Origin of the sequence: Enterococcus sp. DIV0294 (genome assembly GCF_050558155.1) — a bacterium.
Lineage (GTDB): Bacteria > Bacillota > Bacilli > Lactobacillales > Enterococcaceae > Enterococcus > Enterococcus faecalis.
In genome coordinates this window covers 1,184,021-1,206,845 of sequence record NZ_CP187889.1, presented here as the reverse complement: position 1 = coordinate 1,206,845, position 22,825 = coordinate 1,184,021, and the positions used below count along the sequence as shown (strand labels likewise).

Genomic DNA, 22,825 nt, shown 5'->3' with positions numbered 1-22,825 from the left:
AGATAAACAACAAAGTTTCCGCGAATGTTGACTATCTCGAAAGGAATTTATGATGGCAAAGAAAACAGACCTTAGAGTACAACGAACCAGAAAAATGATTATTGAAGCTTTTTTTAAACTTGTAGAAACGAAAGGCTACGAAGCGGTGACGATTCAGGATATTGCTGATGAAGCTATGATTAATCGTGCGACTTTTTATGCTCATTTTAAAGACAAACAGCATTTATATGATGCAATCTTCACCTTTACGCTTAGTGCTTTTACCGCTATTCTTGATTCGCAACAACTGGTTAATGGCAACCGTGTCCGCGTGAAGCACATTGAAGAACTTCTGACGCAACTCTACATCAACATTCAAGAGAACAAATCTTTCTTCTTAACTATCATGGACAATAATTTCAACGAACACTTTCGAAAACGCTTAGCTGAAATTATCGAAGAAAAATATGCGACGATTTTTTCGCAGTTGCGTATTACCGAAAATGATATTGATGTACCGATAGATTTTGTTATTGAATACATGACCTCTATCTTCATCGGTACCCTTCATTGGTGGATTACTAGCGAGACGGATATGACACCCAACCACTTAGCCCAATTAGTTATCAAATTAGTTGGTAATGGGCATTTAACTGTCTTAGGCATCGAATTAGAAAAATAAAAACACCGGAGTAGACAATAATTTTGTCTGCTCCGGTGTTTCTGTTAAAGACGAATTAGTTTTTTGAACGCCATTTGATATTGTGGGCTGTATTTCTTGAAGAAGTGACTTTAACACCACTTTTGATGTTGCCTTTTTTACGAGGAATTAAGTCAACTTTGACATCATACTTACCATCGCGTGCTAAATCGTAAACATTTTCAACCATTTCTGTAATTTTTTCTTTAAAGTTCATTCTTATCAACTCCAGACTATTCTTTCTTAATACTTTAGCATATTCTTATATAAATGAAAACTTTTCTAGCCTGTACATGAGGAAAATCTTACCTCATTTTTGTTATATAATTATACAAAAAAAGAACATCTCTCTACCAGAAATGTTCTGAAAACTGGGGTAGCTGGATTCGAACCAACGCATGACGGAGTCAAAGTCCGTTGCCTTACCGCTTGGCTATACCCCAAAAAGAAAATGGAGGAAAGTGGATTCGAACCACTGAACCCTAAGGAACGGATTTACAGTCCGTCGCGTTTAGCCACTTCGCTATTCCTCCAAAAAGTCATTGTCGCTGTAACGACCTGACTTAGTTATAATACAATCTTTTCCAGAAAAAAGCAACCCTTTTTTTAAAAAAATTGTTATTTATTTTTTATTCACTTAAATTCCATTGACGAATAATTGTTTCAAAGGCTTCGTCCAGATTTTTTGCTGTACCTTCTTGCTTACCATCAATTTCAATGATGAATTTTTTATCATTTTGCGGAATGACACGACCGATTTCTTTTTTACCAATAAATAATTTGTTCATTAAAACGTTCGCTCCATTGTATTGGGCTTTTTCTTCTTCAACACGTACTTCAATATCTTTATTCTTTTTTGACATCTCTATCCCTCCAAGAACTCTATGTTATCAGAATCTTTGAAACAAAACAAGCACTTGCTATTTCTCTGTCAGATTGTTCGTTTATCGTTTCAATACAGCATTAAGGAGTAACGAAATGCGATTCGCTACTCCTTAAAGGCTGATTTCTATTCTTTTTCTGAACCTTCTGTTGCATGATAGTTCACGCTATTTGAGGTACCTTTTTTAGAAAAGTTTTCAATTAGCTCTTTCACGTCGAGGCCCGTTGTTTCTTTTAGTGTTTCTTGTGTACCAGCCAACAAGTTTGTTGCATAATTGGTAATACGGTTGGCGCCAGAATTTTCGCCACCTGCGCCTGTATCTACCACTGAAATCTTGTCGATGTTGCCCAATGGTTGTGCTGCTTCTTTCATTAATTGTGGCAACATTTCCATCACCATACTTAACACAGCTGCTTCACCATATTCTTTGAAGGCATCAGCAATCTTTTGTTTGGCTTCGGCTTCCGCTGCACCACGAGCTAAAATAGCTTCGGCTTGCGCTTGACCTGTTAAACGCGTTTTATTGGCTTCCGCTTCGGCTAATGCTTCAACTTTGAAGCGTTCTGCTTCGGCTTCTGCTACTTCGCGTGCTTTTTGAGCAAGAGCTTCTTGTTCGCGTGCATAACGATCTGCATCTGCTTTTTTCTTCACTTCTGAGTCGTATTGTTTTTCACGACGCGTAATTTCTTTTTCTTCTAACTCAATTTGTTTTTGACGTTCAACGACTTTGACTTCCATTTCTTGTTCCACCACGTGTTGTTGGGCACGGGCGCTTTCCAAGTTATAGGCTTGGTCTGCTTTGGCTTTGGCAATGTCTTGTTCTTGTTTGTATAACGCTAATTTCAATTCTTTTTCTTTTGAAGCTTCTGCAATTTCTGTTTGACGTTGCAATTCCGCTTGTTGTGATTCTTTTTCAGCTTCCGCTTTTTTGATGCGAGTTTCTTTCAAGGCTTCTGCTTCAGCAATATCTGCATCACGTTTAACTTGAGCGATTCTTGGTTTCCCTAATGAATCCAAGTATCCATTTTTATCACGAACTTCTTTAATTGTGAACGACACAATAACTAAGCCCATTTTAGCTAAGTCAACACTGGCAACTTCTTGTACACTTTGGCTAAATTTATCACGATTTTGGTAAATTTCTTCCACTGTCATTGAACCTAAAATCGAACGTAAATGTCCTTCTAATACTTCACGTGCTTCATTTTCTAATTCTTCCGTTGTTTTTCCTAAAAATTGTTCCGCTGCTGTCGCAATTTCTTCAACTGACGAACCAATTTTAATGATTGATGTCCCATCACACATCACAGGAACCCCTTGTTCTGTGTACACTTCTGGTGTAGAAACATCTAATTTGCTTGAAAGCAAACTAATTCGATTTGAACGTTGGAACACTGGTAAGACAAACGCACCACCGCCACGAACGATTTTAATTTTGTTGCCACCTTCGTCTACATGAACATTTTTAGAGCCTAGATAGCTCCCGCTGATAATTAACGCTTCATCAGGTTTGGCTGTCTGATATTTAGAAACAAACACAATTAATAACATTAATAATACTAAAACTGCAATAATAATCGGTAACAAAATCCCCATTTTCTTCTCTCCTACTCTATATTTTTAGACTGCCTTCGTAAGGAATGACATAACAAACCCGTTCTTTCAATTCAATAATCAATACCTCACTACCTCTTGGCGCAGCCACTTCTTGTGGCACATAAAATGCTGCTGGTCGACTTAACGAACCTGTGACACTCTTCAATTGAATCTCGCCCATTCCCCGGACAGGAATTGGGGTAATCACAGTAGCAACACGACCCTCCATGTCTTTTTCCGAAATAGAAATTGTGGCCTCCGAATTTTTCAAAGGGACCAACACATAAAAATTTAGGAAGAAAACAATAATGGTTGAAAGAATACCACTGACAATTAAAATAAGCCAACTATTCACCGCTGTTAATTCTTCCCCAAGGTACCCAAACAGCGAGGTAAAAGCAATCCATGGAATAATCAGCATTGGGTCCACCGGTCCATCAAAATTAAAAACATCCCCAAAAATAATTAGTAAAAAAGCGAGGACCGCGCTCCCCACTAATGCATAAAAATAAACCGTTTCCAATGGTAGACCTTCTAACACTTTTCCCACACTCCTTTCTGTGCTATAACCTAGTAATAGTGTACCAATTTTTAAATAAAAAGAGTAGTAATTTCCAAATAAATCTCAAAAGATACATCTTAAGACCTATTTTTTCTTAATAAAAGAAGCAGCAATAAACGAGCAGTCCTAGAATTATCGAACTTCTACGGACTGCTCGTTTTTAAAATGTGCTATTCATTTGATTTTAACGCTTCAATCATATTGATTTTCTTCAATTTCCGATGCATAATGACCATCACAAACAACGTGAAACACATGGTGATGACTGCGGAATACAGATAACTTGGCCAATGAATAATTGGCGAAAACATAATTAAATCAACTTCAACGGTTGCTAAAATATATTGATGCAAAATTTTCCCAAAGAAGCAGCCAACAATAATACCAATGAACGTTAAAATAATGTTTTCACGGTAAACATAGGTGGTGACTTCACGATCGTAAAACCCTAAAACCTTAATCGTGGAAAGTTCTCGAATCCGTTCAGAAACATTAATGTTGGTTAAATTATATAACACAATTAACGCTAAAGAACCAGAAACAGCAATTAGTACCCAAATGACAATATCAAGGCTTTTCAGCATATCATCAAACGAACCTTTCATCGCAGTTAAAAACGTAATGTTCAACACTTTCGGCTGTTTTGTCAACGCCTCTCCGATTGAGGTTTCTTGTTTTGAGGATAACTTTTTGTCAAAAAGTAGGAATTCTGTATTATACTCCGGCTTCTGTTTCATCATCGTCTGGTAGAGTTTCGGCGTCATATAGACAAAATGACCCGTGTAGTTTTCTGCAATCGCGGCAATTTTCACGTGATAGGTTTGATTATCACTATTTTCTAAATTTAAGTGATCTCCGACTTTATAGCCGAATAATTTAGCTAATTTTTCATTAATGATTACACCGTCATCGTTGAGGGAATATTTTTCTCCAGTGACTCGATCATTAAATAATTGAAACTCAGCCATTTTCGAAGGATCTTGTGGCACATAAAGAGTAATATTTTGAGTTGGTGCGCCTTTGCCCTTCGTTTTAAAGATTTCTGAATATAACGGAATTGTTTTATTCAAACCATCCAGTTTGCGCAACGTTTCTTGATACTCTTTTGTCTCTTCAGGTGTCGTTTGCTCTTTAAAAGTCACGACTGCTTGGTAATGCCAGATTTTATTAAACTGAATTGTAGCGACATCCACAATTGAATCGCGTAAACCAAAACCAACAATTAACAGCCCCATACAACCAGCTATTCCGATAACGGTCATCAGCATCCGTCGTTTATAGCGGAACAGATTTCTAGCGGTCACTTTTTGAATAAAGCTCATGCGTTGCCATAAAGGGCGGATTCGTTCTAGTAAAATCCGTTGTCCTGCTTTCGGCGCTTTGGGTCTTAGCAAGGTAGCTGGTGTACTTAATAAATCGATTCTTAATGTCACTAAGGCCGCTCCCACAGTACAAGCTAAGGCTACAATGATGCCCCATAAACTGTAATTTAAGTACCACGGTGTAACTAAATCAGGAATATTGTACATTTGACCGTAGGCATCAAAAATTATTTTAGGGAATAGATAATAGCCAACTGCCAATCCTAATAATGCACCTGTTAGGCTAGCAACCGTTGCATAGGTAATAAAAATCGAAGCAATTTCACGATTACGATAACCTAAAGCTTTCAAACTACCAATTTCCATTCTTTTTTCTTCCACCATACGTGTCATGGTAGTTAAGCTGACTAATGCCGCAATTAGGAAAAAGAACAACGGGAACAGCGTGGCTAAAGAAGAAATCCGATCAGCGTTATCTTGATATTCAGAAAATCCTGGATTGTCTTCCCTGGTAAAATAATAATACGTTGGGGCTTTCAAATTGGCTAGCTCTGTTTCTTTTTCAGCCAACAGTTGTTCCTGTTTAGCCAATTCGTCTTTTTGCTTTTCAAGCATCTCAGCTGGAATTCCTGGTTGTTGCTCCAACTGCGCAAGTGCTTGTTTTCCCGTTTCCAGCGCTTGCCGACCTTGGTTAATGTCCGGCTGAGCCGAATCACGCAGAGCCGCAACCTGTTCTTCTGGCCGATTTTTCAGTGCCTCTTTTACTTGATTTAAGGCCTGCTCTCTTTTCTTTTCATAATCAGAGGAATACGTATTTTGATGTTTTAATGAACGAAATGAGATTAGCAATTCTGGATACCGTTGACTGTCAAAGGCTTTTTCCGAAACCACGCCAAAAAAGTTTAACGTTCCAGAACCGACCGTTGTGGTTCCCCTGGATGTATTATCAATATATTCTGGTGAATTGATAAATCCAACAACAGTAAAATGAGTTTGTGTCAGCCCTTTTTCTTTAATCGCTGCATCGTTTAAAGTGATTTTATCACCCATTTTATAGTCATATCTAGTTTTCGCTAATGTATCTAATGCAATTTCATTTGTTTGTTTAGGTAACCGACCGTCAACTACTTGATAGTTAACCGATCCTGCTTGTTTTTTTCGATAGCCAAACAATTTTACTGCATTATTTTGCGGCCCAATCGTGGCATCTATTGTATACCGCGGCACAACTGTTTCGACATCTTTTAAAGACTGTAGTGTTGTTAAATCTTTCTTTTCCAGTCCCATTGTAGAAATTATTCGCGCATCTGGAAGCTGCTCTTTCTGGTAATAATTATTCGCGGTTTTAATCATATCTGGTCCAGTAGCTTTCAAACCAACAAAGACCATTACACCAAGGAAAATAATCCCCATAATCGATAAAAACCGTGTAGTAGATTGTCTAATTTCACGTAAGCTTGTTTTAATTAGCGCTGTTTTCTTCATTTTAGGCACCTACCATTCAATTTCAGCAACCAATTTAGGCTGATCATTCACAGTCATTTCACGAACTTTCGCATCATTAATTCGAATTACCCGATCGGCCATTTCTGCAATGGCTGAATTGTGGGTAATAATTAAGACGGTCGTTCTTGTTTCACGAGCAGTGTTTTGCAAAATGGTTAAAATTTGTTTCCCTGTTTCATAATCCAGTGCTCCTGTCGGTTCATCACATAAAAGTAACTTGGGCTTTTTAGCAATCGCACGGGCGATGGTTACTCGTTGTTGTTCACCACCAGAAAGTTGCGCTGGAAAATTATCTAAACGTTCCCCTAAACCCACCGATTGTAAAACAGTGGTCGAATCCAACGCATCCGCAACGATTTGCGAAGCCAATTCAACATTTTCTTTTGCCGTTAAATTTGGGACTAAATTGTAAAATTGGAAAACAAACCCGACATCATTTCGTCGATAAGTGGTTAATTGTTTCTCTGAAAACTGAGCGATATCTGTGCCATCAATAATAATTTCCCCTTCATCACAGCTGTCCATTCCACCAAGAATATTTAAAACAGTTGATTTTCCAGCACCGCTGGGGCCTAAAATAACCGCTACTTCTCCTTTTTCCACTTCAAAAGAAATGCCATCATTCGCAGTAATAGTTGTCTCTCCCATTTGGTAACGCTTGTATTCATTTTTGACTTCAATATAGGCCATCCACTATCCCTTCCCTTCTACATTAAAATAGTAACATATCTGAGAAAACAAGTCTTTCAAAGAAAAGCCTTTTTTGATTTTTTAGCAAATTTACGTATAATAGAAAAGATGGTCCACTTAAATTTGGACTATTGCAAGTATAAAATTAGAGGAGCACGTTATGGCAAACAGAAAGAAGAAACCACCATTTAATTCAACCATCATGCTAATTAGCGCATTAATCATTTTAATTTTAGGCGCGGTTGGCGTTAAAGTTCCTGATGCTTTACAAGATTTATTTAATGTTCAACCACAAACAACCACCCCTTCAAGCACACCAGCACCTAAAGGAGATAATCCCGGACCCATTGAAAATGGTAAAGCCACATTTTCAGCAGAGGAATTAAAGGATAACTCAAACGGCTGGATTACTTATCATTCTCTAGATCGTCTAAAACGAGCGACAGGCGCTGATGCGCTATTAAAACCCGCAATGGTCAATACAGGAACTTCCGCTAATAAAGATATTCGACCAGCTGGTTTCATTTCAGGAAAAGCTAATCATTCGCGTGGCCACCTAATCGGCCGTCAAATGGGAGGCAGTGGTGATGATCCACGTAACTTAACCACCTTGTATCAGAATCCTGTCAACACTCCTTATATGACGAAATATGAAAATCAGATTCGGGCAGCTCTTGATCGCGGCGAAACCGTTCGTTATCGCGTGACACCTGTATATAACGGAAACGATTTGTTGGCTGAAAAAATCATCTTAGAAGCCAAAAGCCTTAAAACAAATTCACCCATTGATTTTTCAGTAACTATTTTAAACAAACAATAAGGAGGAACTTTCATTGGATTTTGAACAGCTAAAAGAAACATTACCCGATGCAAAACCACAAACATTTTTGCAAGCAATCCTCTCTCAACCTCAAGAAGAGGATGCTGAATTAACTTTCAGTGAAGAAATTGATGAACAGTTTGTCGAAAATTGTAAATTTTTAGCCTCTCCAGAAACCATTTCTAAAACAGATGTGGAACATTGGCGCAAACAAGAATTTTTAGTTGTCGCCCAAAGTTTAGATGGCGATTATCTAGCAGGTACTCTAGAGCAAACCTTTGTGATTCCCAGCTCCCTTTACAAAGAGGATATTGAGCAATTTGACAAGCAATTAATCGATTTTTTTATTGCCTACGAGAACAAAGAAATCACTTCTGCGATTTTACCAAAAGAATTATAAAAAAAGCTTGCGGATAAATTTCCGCAAGCTTTTTCTTGTGTCTTATGCTCGATAACGTTCTACGCCATCTAAATAAGTGGCTGCTAATTCCATGGTTGGTTCTAATACGATAAAGTCAGCATCTCGACCATTTGCAATCATGCCACATTGATCATCAATTTTACAGCTGATCGCAGGAACTAATGAAGCCATCATAATTGCTTGTGCAGGTGTTGCAATACCCCAATCAACTACATTTTTAATTGCTTCTTTTAGTTTTAAAATACTACCTGCTAAGTTCCCAGTATCCAAACGAGCCGTTCCTTCTGCTACCACAACAGGAAATTCACCTAAATTGTAGTTGCCATCTGGCATACCGCCAGCCATCATGCAGTCTGTAATTAACGCAACGTGATCATGGCCCGCTTTTTCCATCAATACTTCAGCCGCTTGCGGATGTACATGGTGTCCATCACAAATTAATTCAGAGAAAACGTGTTGTAACGTTAACAATGCACCAACCATCCCTGGTTCACGGTGATTTAAGCCACGCATCCCATTATATGCATGAACAAAAACGCTAGCGCCTGCTTCAACTGCCACATCAGCTTCTTCTAAGGTCGCATTACTATGGCCTAAAGCAACAACGACACCTTCATCTGTAACGGTTTCAACAAATTCTTTCACCCCATTACGTTCTGGTGCCAACGCAATTTTCTTAATAATTCCGCCTGAAGCTTCTTGCCATTCGTGGAATGTATCAAGGTCTGGATCTCCAAAATAACTTGGATTTTGTGCGCCTTTATGTTCTTCAGTAAAGAAAGGTCCTTCAAAGTAAATCCCTTGAATTTTTGCACCAGGTACTTCTTGGTAGACTTGACCAATCGTACGTGCAACGTCTGTTAAACGTTCTTTACTTGACGTTAACGTTGTTGGTAAAAATGAAGTTACACCACAAGATAATAAGCCTTCAGACATCACTTTAATGCCTTCTGCATCGTTATCCATTACGTCATGATTCATGTAACCATGAATATGAGTATCGACTAAACCTGGGGCAATCCATTTGCCTTCCTCACGAATAATTTTTACGTCCCCTTGCGGTTCATCTTTTGTATAATTACCAAAGATACCATCCGTGATTTCTAAATAACCAGGTCCTTTAACATCGCTTTTTAAAAAGAACTTGTCTGCAAAGATAAATGTTTTCATCTTCATCCTTCTTTCTTTATTTTACTTACTTCAAAAGTACTCTTAATCAGTACAAAAGTCAAGAAATGGTGTAGACCTTTTAAGCAATTCTGAGGATTTTTTAAAGATTGCCACTTTCCACATTTTTCATTTGTTGTGCTAAGTTCAGATAACGTTCTGCTTCTTCATGTTTATTCTTTCTCATTAAAACTAAATATTTTAGATTTAATAATTCACTTAAATAATAATAACTATTTTTTTTGCGGGCCCAAGTAATTCCTTGATCCACATAAATTTCGGCATCTTTTTCTGTATAATTTTTAAATAAGAAATCAGCATAATTAAAAAATATTTTCGTTAACTCTGCATTACTGCGTTCATTTGGCAATTGATTAAAATAATGAATACTCAAACTTAAAAATCGTTCTGCTTCTACTCGATTGCCCATGTAACCATAAGTGGCACCTAGACAACTAATTAATTGAATCTCTAAATCAGAAACATTTAACTTATCGGCTTTATAGGTGAAAGATAATCCTTTACGCAAACTAGCAATAGCTTTTTCGTAATCATTTAGAACAAACAATTCACAACTACCTAAATAATAATAATATTTTTGCCAGTCCGTATCTAAATACAATTGTTCTTCAATACGATTTTCCTTTAAATAATTTAATAATAATTGATATTTTTTATGGCGAAAATATTCAGCCATTTTTTCAAATGAATACGTAACAACGTGCACATCACCAGATTTATAACGCATAATCTGGTCAACCGTCACACCTAAACGATCACAAAGTTGTTGCATTACGAGAACGTTTGGCAACTCTTCATTGTTTTCAATGCGACTTAAAACACTTTGCGAACAGATGTCTTCTGATAACATTTTCTGTGTCAATTTTCTATTTTTTCTAATTTCTTTAATAACTGCACCTAAAGAATTCATCACAATAGCTCCTATTTATATCGGCCATTTTCCTTGCAAAATGGGGATTTTGTCAAAATATGCGAATTCGCATTATGCTTTTATTGTACTTTATTGCATAATATACTGCAAGAACATTATCTAAGGTTTTCTTAGAAAATAAATAGGTTCATTTTTATTAAAAAGGAGTGTTATTGTATGGCCGAAGAGAAAAAGGTTCACTTCATTTGGGAAAAAACAAATTATTCAGGCTTTGTGGAGAAGGAGTATGAAAATTCTTATCTCATCGTAGTAGCAAATCCTAGTCCTGATATGGAAGAAAAATATACCAACCGAATGATTATTAGTAAAAAAGCATGTGAAACCGCAGAATAGTATTGTTGATAAAACAAGAACTACCAAAAAATAGCTTCGTTAGAGGCTATTTTTTGGTAGTTCTTTTATTTTTGTTTGTAGGTACTTAAAAATTCACGCATTTTATCTGCTGTAGTTTTTAAGTCTTCCATCTTCGGTAAATAAACAATACGGAAGTGATCTGGTTGTTGCCAGTTGAACCCACCACCATGGACTAATAAAATATGATGTTTGTGTAAGAAATCTAAAACAAATTTTTCATCATCATAAATGTCAAATTTGGCCGTATCAATTTTCGGGAAAATATAGAAAGCTGCTTTAGGCTTCACGGCTGATAAACCAGGAATATCATTTATCGCATTGTAAATAAATTCTCGTTGTTCGTAAATTCTGCCACCTGGTAAAAGTAAATCATCGACACTTTGATAGCCGCCTAATGCGGTTTGAATGATTTGTTGTGACAACACATTCGAGCATAACCGCATGGAAGCAAGCATATTTAGCCCTTCGATATACCCTTTTACTCGTGATTTATCTCCACTTAACACCATCCAACCGCATCGGAAGCCTGCCACTCGATGTGATTTTGACAAACCATTCAATGTTACGACAAATAAATCAGGTGCTAATGTAGCAATTGGTACATGAACCAAACCGTCCATGACCAAACGATCATAAATTTCATCGGAGTAAATAATTAAATCATTTTGACGTGCCACTTCGACAATTTCTAGTAATAACTCTTTCGGATATAAAGCACCAGTCGGATTATTTGGATTTATAATAACGATTGCTTTTGTATTCGAAGTTATTTTTGATTTTATATCATCAATGTCTGGATACCATTCTGCTTGCTCATCACAAATATAATGAACGGGCGTACCGCCTGCCAAAGAAACAGACGCAGTCCATAGAGGATAGTCTGGCATTGGCACAAGTACTTCATCGCCGTTATTTAACAAGCCTTGCATACACATGGTAATTAATTCACTCACGCCATTACCAGTGTAAATATCATTAATCGTTACATTAGGAAATTTTTTTAATTGGCAATATTGTTCAATCGCTTTTCTTGCAGAAAAAATACCTTTTGAATCGGAATAACCTTCTGAATCGCGAACATTTACAATCATGTCGCGCACAATTTCATTTGGGGCATCAAAACCAAATGGCGCTGGATTCCCTGTATTTAATTTCAAAATACGTATGCCCTCTTCTTGCATGCGTTCTGCTTCTTCTAAAACAGGACCACGGACATCGTAACTTACGTTATTTAATTTATCGGATTTTTTAAAATCTCTCACACGGACTCCCTCGCTTCACAAATTTATACTCTAAAGTTACGCCAACTATAATGAAAAAGCAATAATAAATATCAGAATTTAATAAAAAATTGATGGTTTTTCCGTAATAAACAAGAGCGTGGGACAAAAATCACTTTGGATTTTTGCTCCACGCTCAAAAACTGATAAACGGTGGGAACAGAAGCAACTTCTTCGGAAATAAGCCGAAATTCTCCAAAAATTAAAGAACAATTTTCGGAAATTCCTTCTTATTTCTCGGAGTTAAACACTTCTGTCCCGACCTCTTGTTATACTAGTTGATGCAGATGATGGGACTCGAACCCACACGGACATCTGTCCACATGACCCTCAATCATGCTTGTCTGCCAATTCCAACACATCTGCATTTTAAGAGCACTTATTTATCCTAAAATAATTACTGGTCTTTGTCAAGATAACAAAGACCAGAATTGTTAGATTTGTTCTTTTTTCGCTTGCCAGGACAAACGCCCATGACATTTTCCGCAGACATATCGTGTCGTATCAATTCGTCGTTTTCTGAGGATGACTTCTCCACAAGACTGACATTGGTACTGATGGAAAACTGCTTTTTTCCGTTCTACTAGAGGCGGTGCATAACGGGCACCGCCAGTCTTAGCCAATAACTCTTTAAAGTCCTTATCTTTATGCTGATAGCCTTTGCCAGCTAAATGTAAATGATAGTGACATAACTCATGCTTAATGACTTTTTCCAGTTCCTCTTGTCCATACTTTAAAAAGACAGTTGGATTAAAATCCAGGTGATGCGAAGCTAAATGATAGCGACCGCCCGTAGTTTTTAACCGCCGATTAAATGTAGCTTGATGCAGAAAAGGTTTCTGAAAAAATACGATTGAAATTTTTTCCACTAGCGTTTGAAGCGCTTGATCTGTCATCAAGACTGGTTGAGACTCTTTCATTGTTACTCTTTTCTATCAGCCCGAGGCAACATGGTTAAACTAATACGCCCCTTTTTCAAGTCAACATCTTCTACCCAAACTGTGACTACATCCCCCACCGCAACAACATCCGTTGGGTGCTTAACAAATTTAGTACTTAACTTAGAAATGTGAACTAAGCCATCTTGCTTCACACCAATATCGACAAACGCACCAAAGTCAATTACATTTCGAACAGTCCCTTGCATTTCCATTCCTGGTTTCAAATCTTCCATCGTCAACACGTCTTTACGTAAAAGTGGCGCTGACATCTCATCGCGCATATCACGACCTGGTTGGATTAAACTAGCAATAATATCTGTGAGTGTTTCTGAACCTACTTCTAACTCAGTAGCTAATTGATTCACTGGTAACTGTTTCAATTTTTCGATAGCTTCTGCTGTCCCTAATTCTTTAGAAGCAATCTCTGCTTTTTCTAAAATTGCTTGTGCTACTGGATAACTTTCTGGGTGAATGCCAGTGTTATCTAACACATTTTTGCCATTAGGAATTCGTAAAAAGCCAATTGCTTGTTCAAATGCTTTTGGTCCTAAACGAGGTACTTTTTTGACTTGATTTCGTGCTGTAAAGACACCATTTTCATCACGATAAGTGACTAAGTTTTGCGCCGTTGTTTTATTTAAGCCAGAAATATGTTGTAAAAGTTGAGCACTCGCTGTATTCACATCAACACCAACTTGGTTTACCGCAGTTTCTACAACAAAATCCAATTGCTCGGCAAGACGTTTTTGTGATACGTCATGCTGATATTGACCGACCCCGACTGCTTTGGGATCAATTTTTACTAATTCTGCCAACGGATCTTGTAAACGACGTGCAATGCTGACCGCACTTCGTTCTTCGACTTGTAAATCAGGAAACTCTTTACGAGCCACTTCACTCGCAGAGTAAACGGAAGCCCCTGCTTCATTAACAATCACGTAAAAGACGTCCCGCTTCACCGCTTTTAATTGCTCTGCCACAAACAATTCAGATTCACGACTTGCCGTTCCGTTTCCAATAGCTACCATGTCCACTTGATAGTCTTCAATGATCTTTTTAAAGGCTGGACCAGCGGCTTCACGTTTCGCAGCAGTCGCTGGTTTATGTGGATAAATCACTTGAATTGCTAAAACTTTACCCGTTTCATCGACAACTGCTAATTTACAACCTGTCCGATAAGCCGGGTCAAATCCTAGAACAACTTTTCCTTTAAGTGGTGACTGTAATAATAAATTACGTAAATTTTCACCGAAAATTGCAATCGCTTGTTCATCAGCTTTTTCTGTTAATTCATTGCGGATCTCCCGTTCAATCGCTGGTCCAATAAATCGTTTATAGCTATCTAAATAAGCAGCCTCAATGTATGGAGCAGCAAAACTTGTTGCTTGTTTGCCGATTAGTTGACGTTGGAAATAATCATTAATTTTTGTTTCATCAGCGACAAGGGAAACCTTTAAAATGTCTTCTTTTTCACCACGATTCGTTGCTAAGACACGGTGCGGCACCATTTTGCTAACTGGTTCTGCAAAATCGTAATACATTTCATAGGTCCGCTTTTCGTCTTTTTCTTCGTCCTTAACTACGCTAACGTATTGCGCATGTTTAACCATATAATCACGTAACCATGTTCGGTATTTTGGTTCATCGCTAATACGTTCTGCTAAAATTTCATGAGCACCTTGCAAGGCTATCTCGGCGGTTGCAACTTCTTTTTCTTCATTAATAAAAGTAGCCGCTTTAGCTAAGATATCCGCGTTTTCAGGTAAAGAGAGCAACCAATCTGCTAATGGTCCCAACCCTTTTTCTTTCGCGATAGTCGCTTTAGTCCGACGTTTTTGTTTATATGGTCGATATAAATCTTCCACTTGTTGCATTTTTACTGCTTTTTGAATATCTGTTTTGAGTTCTTTTGTTAGTTTTCCTTGCTCTTCAATTAAACGGAGAACTTCTTCTTTCCGCTTTTTCAAGTTTTGTAAATAATGATAACGTTCTTCTATTTCACGGATTTGGACTTCATCTAAACTTCCAGTCATTTCTTTCCGGTAACGGGCAATAAAAGGAACTGTATTTCCTTCATTTAATAAAGTTAAAACCGTTGTTATTTGTTTTGAACGATACGTTGTCAATTCTTTTTGAAGTAGCGCTACTACTTCTTCGTTATAAGCTTCTGCCATTAACTAGATACCTCTTTTCTTATGCATACTTATCTATTTTAGCATATTTTTGCTTCTAAATATAGAAGTGAGGTAACTGATTCATGCGATTAAGGAATCAAAATTCTGGTTGCCACGCAGGGGTGCGTTTTTGATATTCGATATCTTGGACAATGCCTGTTTCATTAAAAATTACGCCATGTACAGAGCCGCCAAAAATAGCACCACCATCTATCCCAATTTTTCCATCACTTTGCCAAAGGTCCGTGGTCTGCATATCACCATGTAACATCGGAGTAATGGTATGACCAAAAACAATGGTCTTGCCTGTATTATTTTTCCCTTGATGAAAGGGTTCGCGAATCCACAAAAAATCCTTAGGTGCTGTTTGCCGCCAATCTTCCATCGTTAAATCAACCCCAGCATGCACAAATAAGTAATGCTCCCATTCAAAATAAAGTGGTCGTTTTGTTAAAAAAACAATTAACTCTGGATAGCGACTACGGATCATTAAGGCCATTTCTGTTGGTGAGTATTCTGCAGTAGCTCCTGGATGCAAGAGACTTTCAATTGTTTCCTTGCCACCATTGCGAACATATCCTGCAAACCAGTCCTCTGGATTTTGAAGAAACTGCAAAAAATATTCTTCATGATTGCCTCGTAAATAAACAGCGCCGTGTTGCTCGACAAGTTCTTTTCCTTTGAGAAAACAGGCTTTAGAATGTGGACCACGGTCGTTTAAATCACCAATTAAAACTAGCTGATGCTCGACTGGGTCATAGTCTGTGAGTAAGGCATCAAACAAATCTGCTTGTCCATGAATATCACTGATTACATAAACATATGGTTTCATAAATAAGCCCTCCTAACTTGCTTATATTAAGTATACGCTAAATTTTAAAATATTCTCGTAAAATGTTTGGAAATAAAAAACGAAAATAGGACATAAGTCAAAACGACTTATGTCCCACTCTCTAAATCTTAAAATAATCAGTTGAACAAAAGCAGCACCTGCAATTACTCGTTGCAATTTAGCCTTCGAGAGTGATGAACACTTGGAGCTAACTGCTTTTGTCTCTGACTCGTTTGTTTTATTTTTTCTTCTTACCGCCAAACGCATCTTTCATTTTATCAAAGAAGCCTTCTTCTTGTTGTTCAGTTACATTTTGTCCGCCAGCTTTTGCAAAAGCTCGTAGGGCATCCTTTTGTTCTTCATTAAGATTTTTTGGTGTTATTAATTTCACTTTCACGTGTTGATCACCATTGCCCCCACCACGTAAACGTGGCGCACCTTTGCCTCTTAAGCGGAAGTTTGTGCCAGTTTGTGTTCCAGCCGGAATTTTTAATTTCACGTCACCATGAACAGTTGGTACAGTTACTTCGTCCCCTAGAGCCGCTTGGACAAAACTTACTGGTAAATCATAGTAGATTTCTGCGCCATCTCGATCAAAAATATCACTATCTTCAACACGAAAGACTACATATAAATCACCATATGGTCCACCATTGGTACCCGCTTCTCCTTGGTTAGCTAAGCGCATTTGTTGACCGTCTTCTACTCCAGCAGGCACATTTACTTTGACAGTATGTGCTTTTTTCTCATGACCTGTGCCATGACAAGTTGGACATGGTTCTTTAATTTCTTTCCCTGTGCCATGACACACATCACAAGTTTGACGACTCATCATACGACCTAATGGCGTTTGACGTTCAACATTGATTGTTCCAGAGCCATGACATTTATGACAAGTTTCTGGGTGTGTGCCTGGTTTGGCGCCATTACCGCCACAGGTTGCACAAGTATCTTCTCGATTGTACTTAATCTCTTTTTCGACACCGAAAATAGCTTCTTCAAATTTCAATTGAATTGTATATTGTAAATCGGCGCCTTGTCTTGGTGCATTTGGATCAACAGAACGGCCACCGCCGCCAAAGAATGAATCGAAAATATCTTCGAATCCACCAAAACCACTACTGCTAAATCCGCCGCCACCGAAACCGCCAAAGCCACCAGCGCTGCCACCGTAATTAGGATCAGTTCCTGCATGGCCATATTGGTCATAGGCCGCTTTTTTCTGTGGATCACTTAATACTTCATACGCTTCAGAAACTTCTTTAAATTTTTCTTCCGCATCGGCTTCTTTGTTAATATCTGGATGGTACTTTTTGGAAAGTTTGCGGTATGCTTTTTTAATTTCATCATCTGAAGCACCTTTTTCTAATCCTAGCACTTCATAATAATCTCGTTTCGTCGCCATTGACTTCCCTCCAACTTTCTTCAAACTTTACAATGTGTTTAGAACCAGCCAAATTCATCGATTGCTTTCGGTCTCTCTGGTTGGATTATCTGTCACACCTTGAATCAGTGTTACTAGCTGTGAATAGGTATTTTCAGCTTGTTTAACATCGTTGTAATCATACCACAGTTCTTTCAAAACCTAAATAGTTTCTTGCAAACTTGATTGTGGTTGATTTTCTCACAAAAGACAAGGGACTGGGACATTAGTCATTGTACTAATGATCCAGTCCCTAAAATCAATTGTTATTGATTATTTGTCATCACCATTTACTTCTTCAAAATCAGCATCAACAACATCATCAGCGCCACCTTGGGCAGCTTCAGGATTTTCTTGTGCTTGTTGTTGCGCAGCTTGTTCGTAAAGTTTTACTGTTAAGTTTTGGACGATTTCATTCAATGAATCACGTTTTGCTTTCATTTGTTCGATATCGTTTGCTTCGATGGCTGCTTTTAATTCATCACGCGCATCTTCTGCTTTTTTCACTTCTTCAGCGTCTACTTTGCCTTCTAATTCTTTCAATGTTTTATCAACAGTGAATAATAAAGCATCTGCATCGTTACGTAAGTCAACTTCTTCTTTACGTTGTTTATCTGCTTCAGCGTTTGCTTCAGCATCTTTCACCATACGTTCGATTTCATCATCAGATAAACCTGAAGAAGATTTAATCGTGATTGTTTGTTCTTTTTGAGTGCCTAAGTCTTTCGCACGAACATTTACAATCCCGTTTTTATCAATGTCAAAGCTTACTTCAATTTGTGGCACACCACGAGGAGCCGCAGGAATATCTGTTAATTGGAAACGACCTAATGTTTTATTATCAGCGGCCATTGGACGTTCACCTTGTAAAACGTGAATATCAACAGCTGGTTGATTGTCAGCAGCAGTTGAGAAGACTTGTGATTTACTTGTTGGAATCGTAGTGTTACGATCAATTAATTTTGTAAATACGCCACCCATTGTTTCAATCCCTAATGACAACGGTGTTACGTCTAATAAGACAACGTCTTTAACATCACCAGTGATTACGCCACCTTGGATTGCAGCACCCATTGCTACTACTTCGTCAGGGTTAACTGATTTGTTTGGTTCTTTGTTTGTTTCTTTGCGAACAGCTTCAACTACAGCTGGAATACGTGTTGAACCACCAACTAGAATAACTTCGTCGATTTCAGAAGGATTTAATCCAGCATCTTTCAAAGCTTGACGTACTGGTACTTTTGTACGTTCAACTAAATCACTTGTTAATTCATCAAATTTTGCACGAGTTAAGTTCATTTCTAAGTGCAATGGTCCTGCTTCGCCAGCAGTAATAAATGGCAAGCTGATTTGTGTGCTTGTTACACCTGATAAGTCTTTTTTCGCTTTTTCAGCAGCATCTTTCAAACGTTGTAATGCCATTTTATCGTTAGCTAAGTCAATGCCATTTTCTTTTTTAAATTCTGCAACCATGTAGTCAATGATTTTATTATCAAAGTCATCCCCACCTAGGTTGTTATCACCGGCTGTTGATAATACATCGAAAACGCCATCGCCTAATTCAAGGATTGACACGTCGAATGTACCACCACCAAGGTCAAAGACAAGAATTTTTTCATCTTTGTCTGTTTTATCTAAGCCATAAGCTAAAGCTGCTGCTGTTGGTTCGTTAACGATCCGTTCTACTTCTAAACCAGCAATTTTACCAGCATCTTTTGTTGCTTGACGTTGCGCATCGTTGAAATATGCAGGAACTGTAATAACTGCTTTTTCAACTTTTTCACCTAAATAGTCTTCAGCAAAACCTTTTAAATATTGTAAGATCATTGCAGAAACTTCTTGTGGTGTATATGATTTTCCTTCAACATCAACTTTGTAGCCAGCTTCACCCATGTGACGTTTAATAGATGAAATCGTGTTAGGATTTGTAACAGCTTGACGTTTTGCTACTTCGCCCACTTGAATTTCACCGTTTTTGAATGAAACGACCGAAGGAGTTGTGCGGTTACCTTCTGGGTTTGCAATAATTTTCGCTTCGCCGCCTTCTAGCACTGCGACAGCTGAGTTTGTTGTTCCTAAGTCAATACCAATAATTTTACTCATAGTGAATATCTCCAATCTGTATTAGTTTTCTATAATAATATATTTTTAATTAACGTTTGTTATTGTGCAACAATGACCATGGATGGTCGTAACACACGATCTTGTAATTTGTACCCTTTTTGTAGAACTTCAACAATGGTATCTGCTGGGGTTTCTTCAGAAGCAGGGACTGTTTGAACGGCTTGATGTAAATTTGGATCAAAGGTTTCACCCATTGCTGGGATTTCTTCTATTCCTTCTTCTTTTAAAGCCACAGTAATACTTTCTAGCACCATCGAAATACCTTTTTTCAAGCTTTCGCCTTGTTCATCTGATACTTCAATGGCCATTGCTCGTTCTAAATTATCAATGGATGGTAAAATCTTTTTACCTAAATCTTGTGAGCGGTAACGAACTAATAATTCTCGTTCGTTTTTATTTCGATTGCTCATATTAGCAATTTCGGCTCTTGCCCGCAAGAACTTGTCTTCCATTTCGGAAAGCTCTGCTTTAAGATTTTCAATCTCTGTTGCTTCAACTTCTACTTCAGAAACGCCAGCAGCATCAACAGCTTCCATTTCTTCTTGTAATTCTTCTTGCTTCTCTTCTTTTTTACTCACTTCAGCAACTTCCTTTCTCTTTATGCATCTACTTCTTATCCTAACAAGGTTTGCTTAATTACCTAAAAAACGGTAATAGTCACCTAGTTGTGAAGCTAGCTCATGTCGAAACGTGTCTACCAAACCGAAAATTTTTGAATACGGCATACTGGTTGGTCCTAGCAGGGCAATTGTTCCTTTGCCATGTCCTGATACTTCATACGTAGCAGTAATCATGCTCATATCTTCTAAGAGATTGTTGCCAATTTCTGAGCCGATACGAAAAACAATTGGATTTTCTGTTGTTGCAGAACCATTTAATAAATGCGTCAGCTCATCAGAATTTTGCATAAAGGAATAGACAGATTTCAATTGTTCAATATCTTGTTTGATGCCAAAATCTAACAAATTCATGCGACCACCGACAAAGACTTTTTCTTCAAAGGCATGTCCTAACATCTCATCGAATAAGTTCATCATTCCTTCTGGCGTTTGGAAATAGCGATGTAAAATCATCGGAATCTCCGTCCGTAAACGATGATAAACGGTCAACAAAGGTTGTCCAACCAACTTATCATTGATGATTTGTGTCATTTTTTCAAGATCTTGGCTAGAAACAGCGGCAGGAATGGCAAATACTTGGTTTTCAACATTGCCTTTATCTGTCACTATAATAGCAAGGACTTGCCGATCATTCAAAGGAACCATTCGAAAGCCGGTTAATTTCCGTTCTTTCACTTCAGGTCCTAATGAAAAAGCAGTATAACTTGTCAATTCTGATAGAATTTCAGCTGATTGTCGAATAATATCATTAATCTCATGAAATTCTTTTCCAAAAGATTGACGGATCCTTCTAAGTTCGTTCTCTTCTACTTGTGTTGGTTGTAAAAGATGATCCACGTAGTAACGATAACCAGCCATTGAGGGAATTCGCCCTGAAGAAGAATGGGTCTTAGCTAATAAGCCGTATTCTTCTAATGCTTTCATATCATTACGAATTGTGGCAGAACTAGAGGCAATGCCATCCTCCATCAATTTCTTAGAACCGACAGGTAAGCCCGTGTTCGTGTAATTTTGGATGATAAGTCTCAAGATATTTTGTTGTCTTTCTGTAATCATCGTTATTACCACCCTTCATTAGCACTCTTAACATCTAAGTGCTAACTACATATACTAATATAACAAGTCCTTACCTTTTTGTCAAGGGAAATACGCAACTTTTTAGCACTCTTAACGCAAGAGTGCTAATCGCTGCAAACCACCTTCAAAAACCATCAATACCAACTTTTGTAATAAAAAAATCATCGAAATGCTTTGTCACACTTCGATGATTTTTTTATTTTTTTACTCTTTTTCACTTAACAAAAATGCTTCAAAAACATTATTCCCCACAAATAGTCCTTTTTTCGTTAAACGTAAGATATCTGCTTCTTCAATTAATAATTCTTCTTTGATTAAGCGTTGAATGGCCTCTCCATAAATCGCTTCAATTGGTTCCTGAAATTTTTGTTGGAATTTTTGTTTAGAAATGCCTACTTTTTTACGTAAGCCTAAAAATAACTCCTCTTCTATTTGATTTAGACGAGTTAATTCTTCAGTCTCCACAATTGGCAAGTGATTTTCTCGCAAGGGTTTCAAATAATGTTGGATTGGGCCATGATTTTTGTAACGAGTTTGCCCAAGATAGCCGCTGGCACCTGCGCCAAATCCATAGTAGTGGTCATTATTCCAATAAGCCAGATTATGCTGGCTTTCTTTTCCTGTTAAAGCAAAATTACTGACTTCATATTGGTGACGTCCTTTTTTCTCCATTGCTTCAATCGTTTCGTCAAACATCTGTGCTTCGATTTCTTCTTCAGGCAGCTGTAACCGTCCTTGACGAACCCAGTTCATGAACATTGTTTTATTTTCAAGAATTAATGAATAAAGCGAATAGTGCGGCAAGTCCAATGCTAAGGCTCTTGTCAAAGTATCGCGAAAACTTTCCAATGTTTGTCCAGGTAAAGCATAGATTAAGTCGATACTGACATTGGTAAAATTTTCTTTTTCTAAAAATTTCATTGTTTCATAAACATCTGCGGCGGTGTGCTTGCGACCGATTTTTTTGAGCAAGCGATCATCAAATGTCTGAACGCCCATCGAAAGACGATTGACGCCATAGTTTTTCATGACTTGTAATTTTTCTTGGGTTAAATCACCAGGGTTTGCTTCCACCGTAAATTCATTTCGGTCATCAAACGTTAGCTGTTCGCGAACCCCTTTTAGTAGCACATCTAACTGTTTCGCTGATAATGAAGTTGGCGTGCCTCCGCCAATATAGATGGTTTTCATTTCTTGTTCTGGATACAATGCTTGCGTAAGTTGAATTTCTTTTAATAAACTCTGAATATATTCATCAACTGGTTGTCCTTCTAAAAAGACCTTGTTAAAATCGCAATAATAACAAATATGCTCACAAAATGGAATATGAATATAGGCCGACCGATCGAACATCGGCGTTGAAGTTGAAAGTTGGTTTGTTTTGGTCATTAGCTCGTTTTAT

The 22,825-nt window shown here is 37.7% G+C and carries 22 protein-coding genes and 3 tRNA genes; 4 read left to right on the top strand and 21 right to left on the bottom strand.

All coding sequences use genetic code 11. The features are described from left to right. Nucleotides 1–49 precede the first annotated feature (49 nt). Nucleotides 50–661, top strand: coding sequence for a TetR/AcrR family transcriptional regulator (locus IGJ20_RS06020; protein ID WP_002357803.1), 612 nt, complete (start codon nt 50–52; stop codon nt 659–661). 55 nt (nt 662–716) lie between these two features. Here the strand turns inward: IGJ20_RS06020 and IGJ20_RS06015 are convergent, their stop codons facing one another. The 8 genes from IGJ20_RS06015 to IGJ20_RS05980 all read right to left on the bottom strand — a co-directional run bounded on the left by IGJ20_RS06015 (nt 717) and on the right by IGJ20_RS05980 (nt 7,238). Continuing rightward, complete coding sequence (locus tag IGJ20_RS06015) at nt 717–896, bottom strand: hypothetical protein (RefSeq protein ID WP_002357804.1); 180 nt, start codon at nt 894–896, stop codon at nt 717–719. A gap of 154 nt (nt 897–1,050) precedes the next feature. Further along, nucleotides 1,051–1,122 (bottom strand) — tRNA-Gln (locus tag IGJ20_RS06010). Nucleotides 1,123–1,131: 9 nt separating this feature from the next. Beyond that, a tRNA-Tyr gene (locus IGJ20_RS06005) sits at nt 1,132–1,212 on the bottom strand. A gap of 96 nt (nt 1,213–1,308) precedes the next feature. Beyond that, a complete protein-coding gene (locus IGJ20_RS06000; RefSeq protein ID WP_002357806.1) occupies nt 1,309–1,542 on the bottom strand; it encodes a DUF2969 domain-containing protein in 234 nt (77 codons plus the stop codon). Between the two features lie 146 nt (nt 1,543–1,688). Then, a complete protein-coding gene (locus IGJ20_RS05995; RefSeq protein ID WP_002357808.1) occupies nt 1,689–3,158 on the bottom strand; it encodes a flotillin family protein in 1,470 nt (489 codons plus the stop codon). 16 nt (nt 3,159–3,174) lie between these two features. Further along, nucleotides 3,175–3,708: a hypothetical protein gene (locus IGJ20_RS05990; protein WP_002357809.1), complete on the bottom strand. Its 534-nt coding sequence runs from the start codon at nt 3,706–3,708 to the stop codon at nt 3,175–3,177. A gap of 182 nt (nt 3,709–3,890) precedes the next feature. Further along, nucleotides 3,891–6,527, bottom strand: coding sequence for an FtsX-like permease family protein (locus IGJ20_RS05985; RefSeq protein ID WP_233701247.1), 2,637 nt, complete (start codon nt 6,525–6,527; stop codon nt 3,891–3,893). Nucleotides 6,528–6,536: 9 nt separating this feature from the next. Next, nucleotides 6,537–7,238, bottom strand: coding sequence for an ABC transporter ATP-binding protein (locus tag IGJ20_RS05980; protein WP_202522496.1), 702 nt, complete (start codon nt 7,236–7,238; stop codon nt 6,537–6,539). 160 nt (nt 7,239–7,398) lie between these two features. On the opposite strand from IGJ20_RS05980, the gene IGJ20_RS05975 reads away from it, so the two are divergent. Further along, nucleotides 7,399–8,058, top strand: coding sequence for a DNA/RNA non-specific endonuclease (locus IGJ20_RS05975; protein ID WP_202522495.1), 660 nt, complete (start codon nt 7,399–7,401; stop codon nt 8,056–8,058). A gap of 13 nt (nt 8,059–8,071) precedes the next feature. Next, on the top strand, nt 8,072–8,458 hold the full coding sequence (locus tag IGJ20_RS05970) for a hypothetical protein (protein ID WP_202522494.1): 387 nt from the start codon (nt 8,072–8,074) through the stop codon (nt 8,456–8,458). Between the two features lie 42 nt (nt 8,459–8,500). Here the strand turns inward: IGJ20_RS05970 and nagA are convergent, their stop codons facing one another. Together nagA and IGJ20_RS05960 are read right to left on the bottom strand one after the other, a co-directional pair. Further along, nucleotides 8,501–9,649, bottom strand: coding sequence for an N-acetylglucosamine-6-phosphate deacetylase (nagA, locus tag IGJ20_RS05965; RefSeq protein ID WP_002357814.1), 1,149 nt, complete (start codon nt 9,647–9,649; stop codon nt 8,501–8,503). 100 nt (nt 9,650–9,749) lie between these two features. Beyond that, nucleotides 9,750–10,577 (bottom strand): helix-turn-helix domain-containing protein, encoded by an 828-nt coding sequence (locus IGJ20_RS05960; RefSeq protein WP_002381942.1) that lies wholly within the window; start codon nt 10,575–10,577, stop codon nt 9,750–9,752. A 177-nt stretch (nt 10,578–10,754) separates the two neighbouring features. Here IGJ20_RS05960 and IGJ20_RS05955 point away from each other — a divergent pair, with 177 nt between their 5' ends. Further along, nucleotides 10,755–10,931: a hypothetical protein gene (locus tag IGJ20_RS05955; protein WP_002357816.1), complete on the top strand. Its 177-nt coding sequence runs from the start codon at nt 10,755–10,757 to the stop codon at nt 10,929–10,931. Between the two features lie 65 nt (nt 10,932–10,996). Here IGJ20_RS05955 and IGJ20_RS05950 read toward each other — a convergent pair whose 3' ends face one another. The 11 genes from IGJ20_RS05950 to hemW all read right to left on the bottom strand — a co-directional run bounded on the left by IGJ20_RS05950 (nt 10,997) and on the right by hemW (nt 22,776). After that, complete coding sequence (locus IGJ20_RS05950) at nt 10,997–12,214, bottom strand: pyridoxal phosphate-dependent aminotransferase (RefSeq protein ID WP_202522493.1); 1,218 nt, start codon at nt 12,212–12,214, stop codon at nt 10,997–10,999. A gap of 300 nt (nt 12,215–12,514) precedes the next feature. After that, a tRNA-Leu gene (locus IGJ20_RS05945) sits at nt 12,515–12,598 on the bottom strand. Between the two features lie 68 nt (nt 12,599–12,666). Next, a complete protein-coding gene (locus IGJ20_RS05940; RefSeq protein ID WP_002365561.1) occupies nt 12,667–13,128 on the bottom strand; it encodes a SprT family protein in 462 nt (153 codons plus the stop codon). Nucleotides 13,129–13,154: 26 nt separating this feature from the next. Then, on the bottom strand, nt 13,155–15,347 hold the full coding sequence (locus tag IGJ20_RS05935; protein WP_016615761.1) for a Tex family protein: 2,193 nt from the start codon (nt 15,345–15,347) through the stop codon (nt 13,155–13,157). A gap of 97 nt (nt 15,348–15,444) precedes the next feature. Continuing rightward, nucleotides 15,445–16,179, bottom strand: coding sequence for a metallophosphoesterase family protein (locus tag IGJ20_RS05930; RefSeq protein ID WP_113848429.1), 735 nt, complete (start codon nt 16,177–16,179; stop codon nt 15,445–15,447). A gap of 238 nt (nt 16,180–16,417) precedes the next feature. After that, nucleotides 16,418–17,584 carry a molecular chaperone DnaJ gene (gene dnaJ, locus IGJ20_RS05925; RefSeq protein ID WP_202522492.1) on the bottom strand — a complete coding sequence of 389 codons (1,167 nt, stop codon included), beginning with the start codon at nt 17,582–17,584 and terminating at the stop codon, nt 16,418–16,420. 54 nt (nt 17,585–17,638) lie between these two features. Further along, nucleotides 17,639–17,761, bottom strand: a complete 123-nt coding sequence (locus IGJ20_RS05920; RefSeq protein WP_002357824.1) for a hypothetical protein — start codon at nt 17,759–17,761, stop codon at nt 17,639–17,641. A gap of 114 nt (nt 17,762–17,875) precedes the next feature. Continuing rightward, nucleotides 17,876–19,705: a molecular chaperone DnaK gene (gene dnaK / locus IGJ20_RS05915; RefSeq protein ID WP_002357825.1), complete on the bottom strand. Its 1,830-nt coding sequence runs from the start codon at nt 19,703–19,705 to the stop codon at nt 17,876–17,878. A gap of 59 nt (nt 19,706–19,764) precedes the next feature. After that, nucleotides 19,765–20,304 (bottom strand): nucleotide exchange factor GrpE, encoded by a 540-nt coding sequence (gene grpE, locus IGJ20_RS05910; protein WP_002357827.1) that lies wholly within the window; start codon nt 20,302–20,304, stop codon nt 19,765–19,767. A 54-nt stretch (nt 20,305–20,358) separates the two neighbouring features. Continuing rightward, nucleotides 20,359–21,402: a heat-inducible transcriptional repressor HrcA gene (hrcA, locus tag IGJ20_RS05905; RefSeq protein WP_002357828.1), complete on the bottom strand. Its 1,044-nt coding sequence runs from the start codon at nt 21,400–21,402 to the stop codon at nt 20,359–20,361. A gap of 225 nt (nt 21,403–21,627) precedes the next feature. Continuing rightward, nucleotides 21,628–22,776, bottom strand: coding sequence for a radical SAM family heme chaperone HemW (gene hemW, locus IGJ20_RS05900; RefSeq protein ID WP_202522627.1), 1,149 nt, complete (start codon nt 22,774–22,776; stop codon nt 21,628–21,630). Nucleotides 22,777–22,825: the final 49 nt, after the last annotated feature.

Coding starts and splice junctions, on each gene's coding strand:
- hemW (WP_202522627.1), bottom strand. CDS start 22,776: ATGTTCGATCGGTCGGCCTATATTCATATTCCATTTTGTGAGCATATT.
- IGJ20_RS05940 (WP_002365561.1), bottom strand. CDS start 13,128: ATGACAGATCAAGCGCTTCAAACGCTAGTGGAAAAAATTTCAATCGTA.
- IGJ20_RS05930 (WP_113848429.1), bottom strand. CDS start 16,179: ATGAAACCATATGTTTATGTAATCAGTGATATTCATGGACAAGCAGAT.
- IGJ20_RS06015 (WP_002357804.1), bottom strand. CDS start 896: ATGAACTTTAAAGAAAAAATTACAGAAATGGTTGAAAATGTTTACGAT.
- IGJ20_RS06000 (WP_002357806.1), bottom strand. CDS start 1,542: ATGTCAAAAAAGAATAAAGATATTGAAGTACGTGTTGAAGAAGAAAAA.
- IGJ20_RS05985 (WP_233701247.1), bottom strand. CDS start 6,527: ATGAAGAAAACAGCGCTAATTAAAACAAGCTTACGTGAAATTAGACAA.
- IGJ20_RS05995 (WP_002357808.1), bottom strand. CDS start 3,158: ATGGGGATTTTGTTACCGATTATTATTGCAGTTTTAGTATTATTAATG.
- hrcA (WP_002357828.1), bottom strand. CDS start 21,402: ATGATTACAGAAAGACAACAAAATATCTTGAGACTTATCATCCAAAAT.
- IGJ20_RS05955 (WP_002357816.1), top strand. CDS start 10,755: ATGGCCGAAGAGAAAAAGGTTCACTTCATTTGGGAAAAAACAAATTAT.
- IGJ20_RS06020 (WP_002357803.1), top strand. CDS start 50: ATGATGGCAAAGAAAACAGACCTTAGAGTACAACGAACCAGAAAAATG.
- IGJ20_RS05935 (WP_016615761.1), bottom strand. CDS start 15,347: ATGGCAGAAGCTTATAACGAAGAAGTAGTAGCGCTACTTCAAAAAGAA.
- dnaJ (WP_202522492.1), bottom strand. CDS start 17,584: ATGGCGACGAAACGAGATTATTATGAAGTGCTAGGATTAGAAAAAGGT.
- IGJ20_RS05975 (WP_202522495.1), top strand. CDS start 7,399: ATGGCAAACAGAAAGAAGAAACCACCATTTAATTCAACCATCATGCTA.
- IGJ20_RS05980 (WP_202522496.1), bottom strand. CDS start 7,238: ATGGCCTATATTGAAGTCAAAAATGAATACAAGCGTTACCAAATGGGA.
- nagA (WP_002357814.1), bottom strand. CDS start 9,649: ATGAAAACATTTATCTTTGCAGACAAGTTCTTTTTAAAAAGCGATGTT.
- dnaK (WP_002357825.1), bottom strand. CDS start 19,705: ATGAGTAAAATTATTGGTATTGACTTAGGAACAACAAACTCAGCTGTC.
- IGJ20_RS05960 (WP_002381942.1), bottom strand. CDS start 10,577: ATGAATTCTTTAGGTGCAGTTATTAAAGAAATTAGAAAAAATAGAAAA.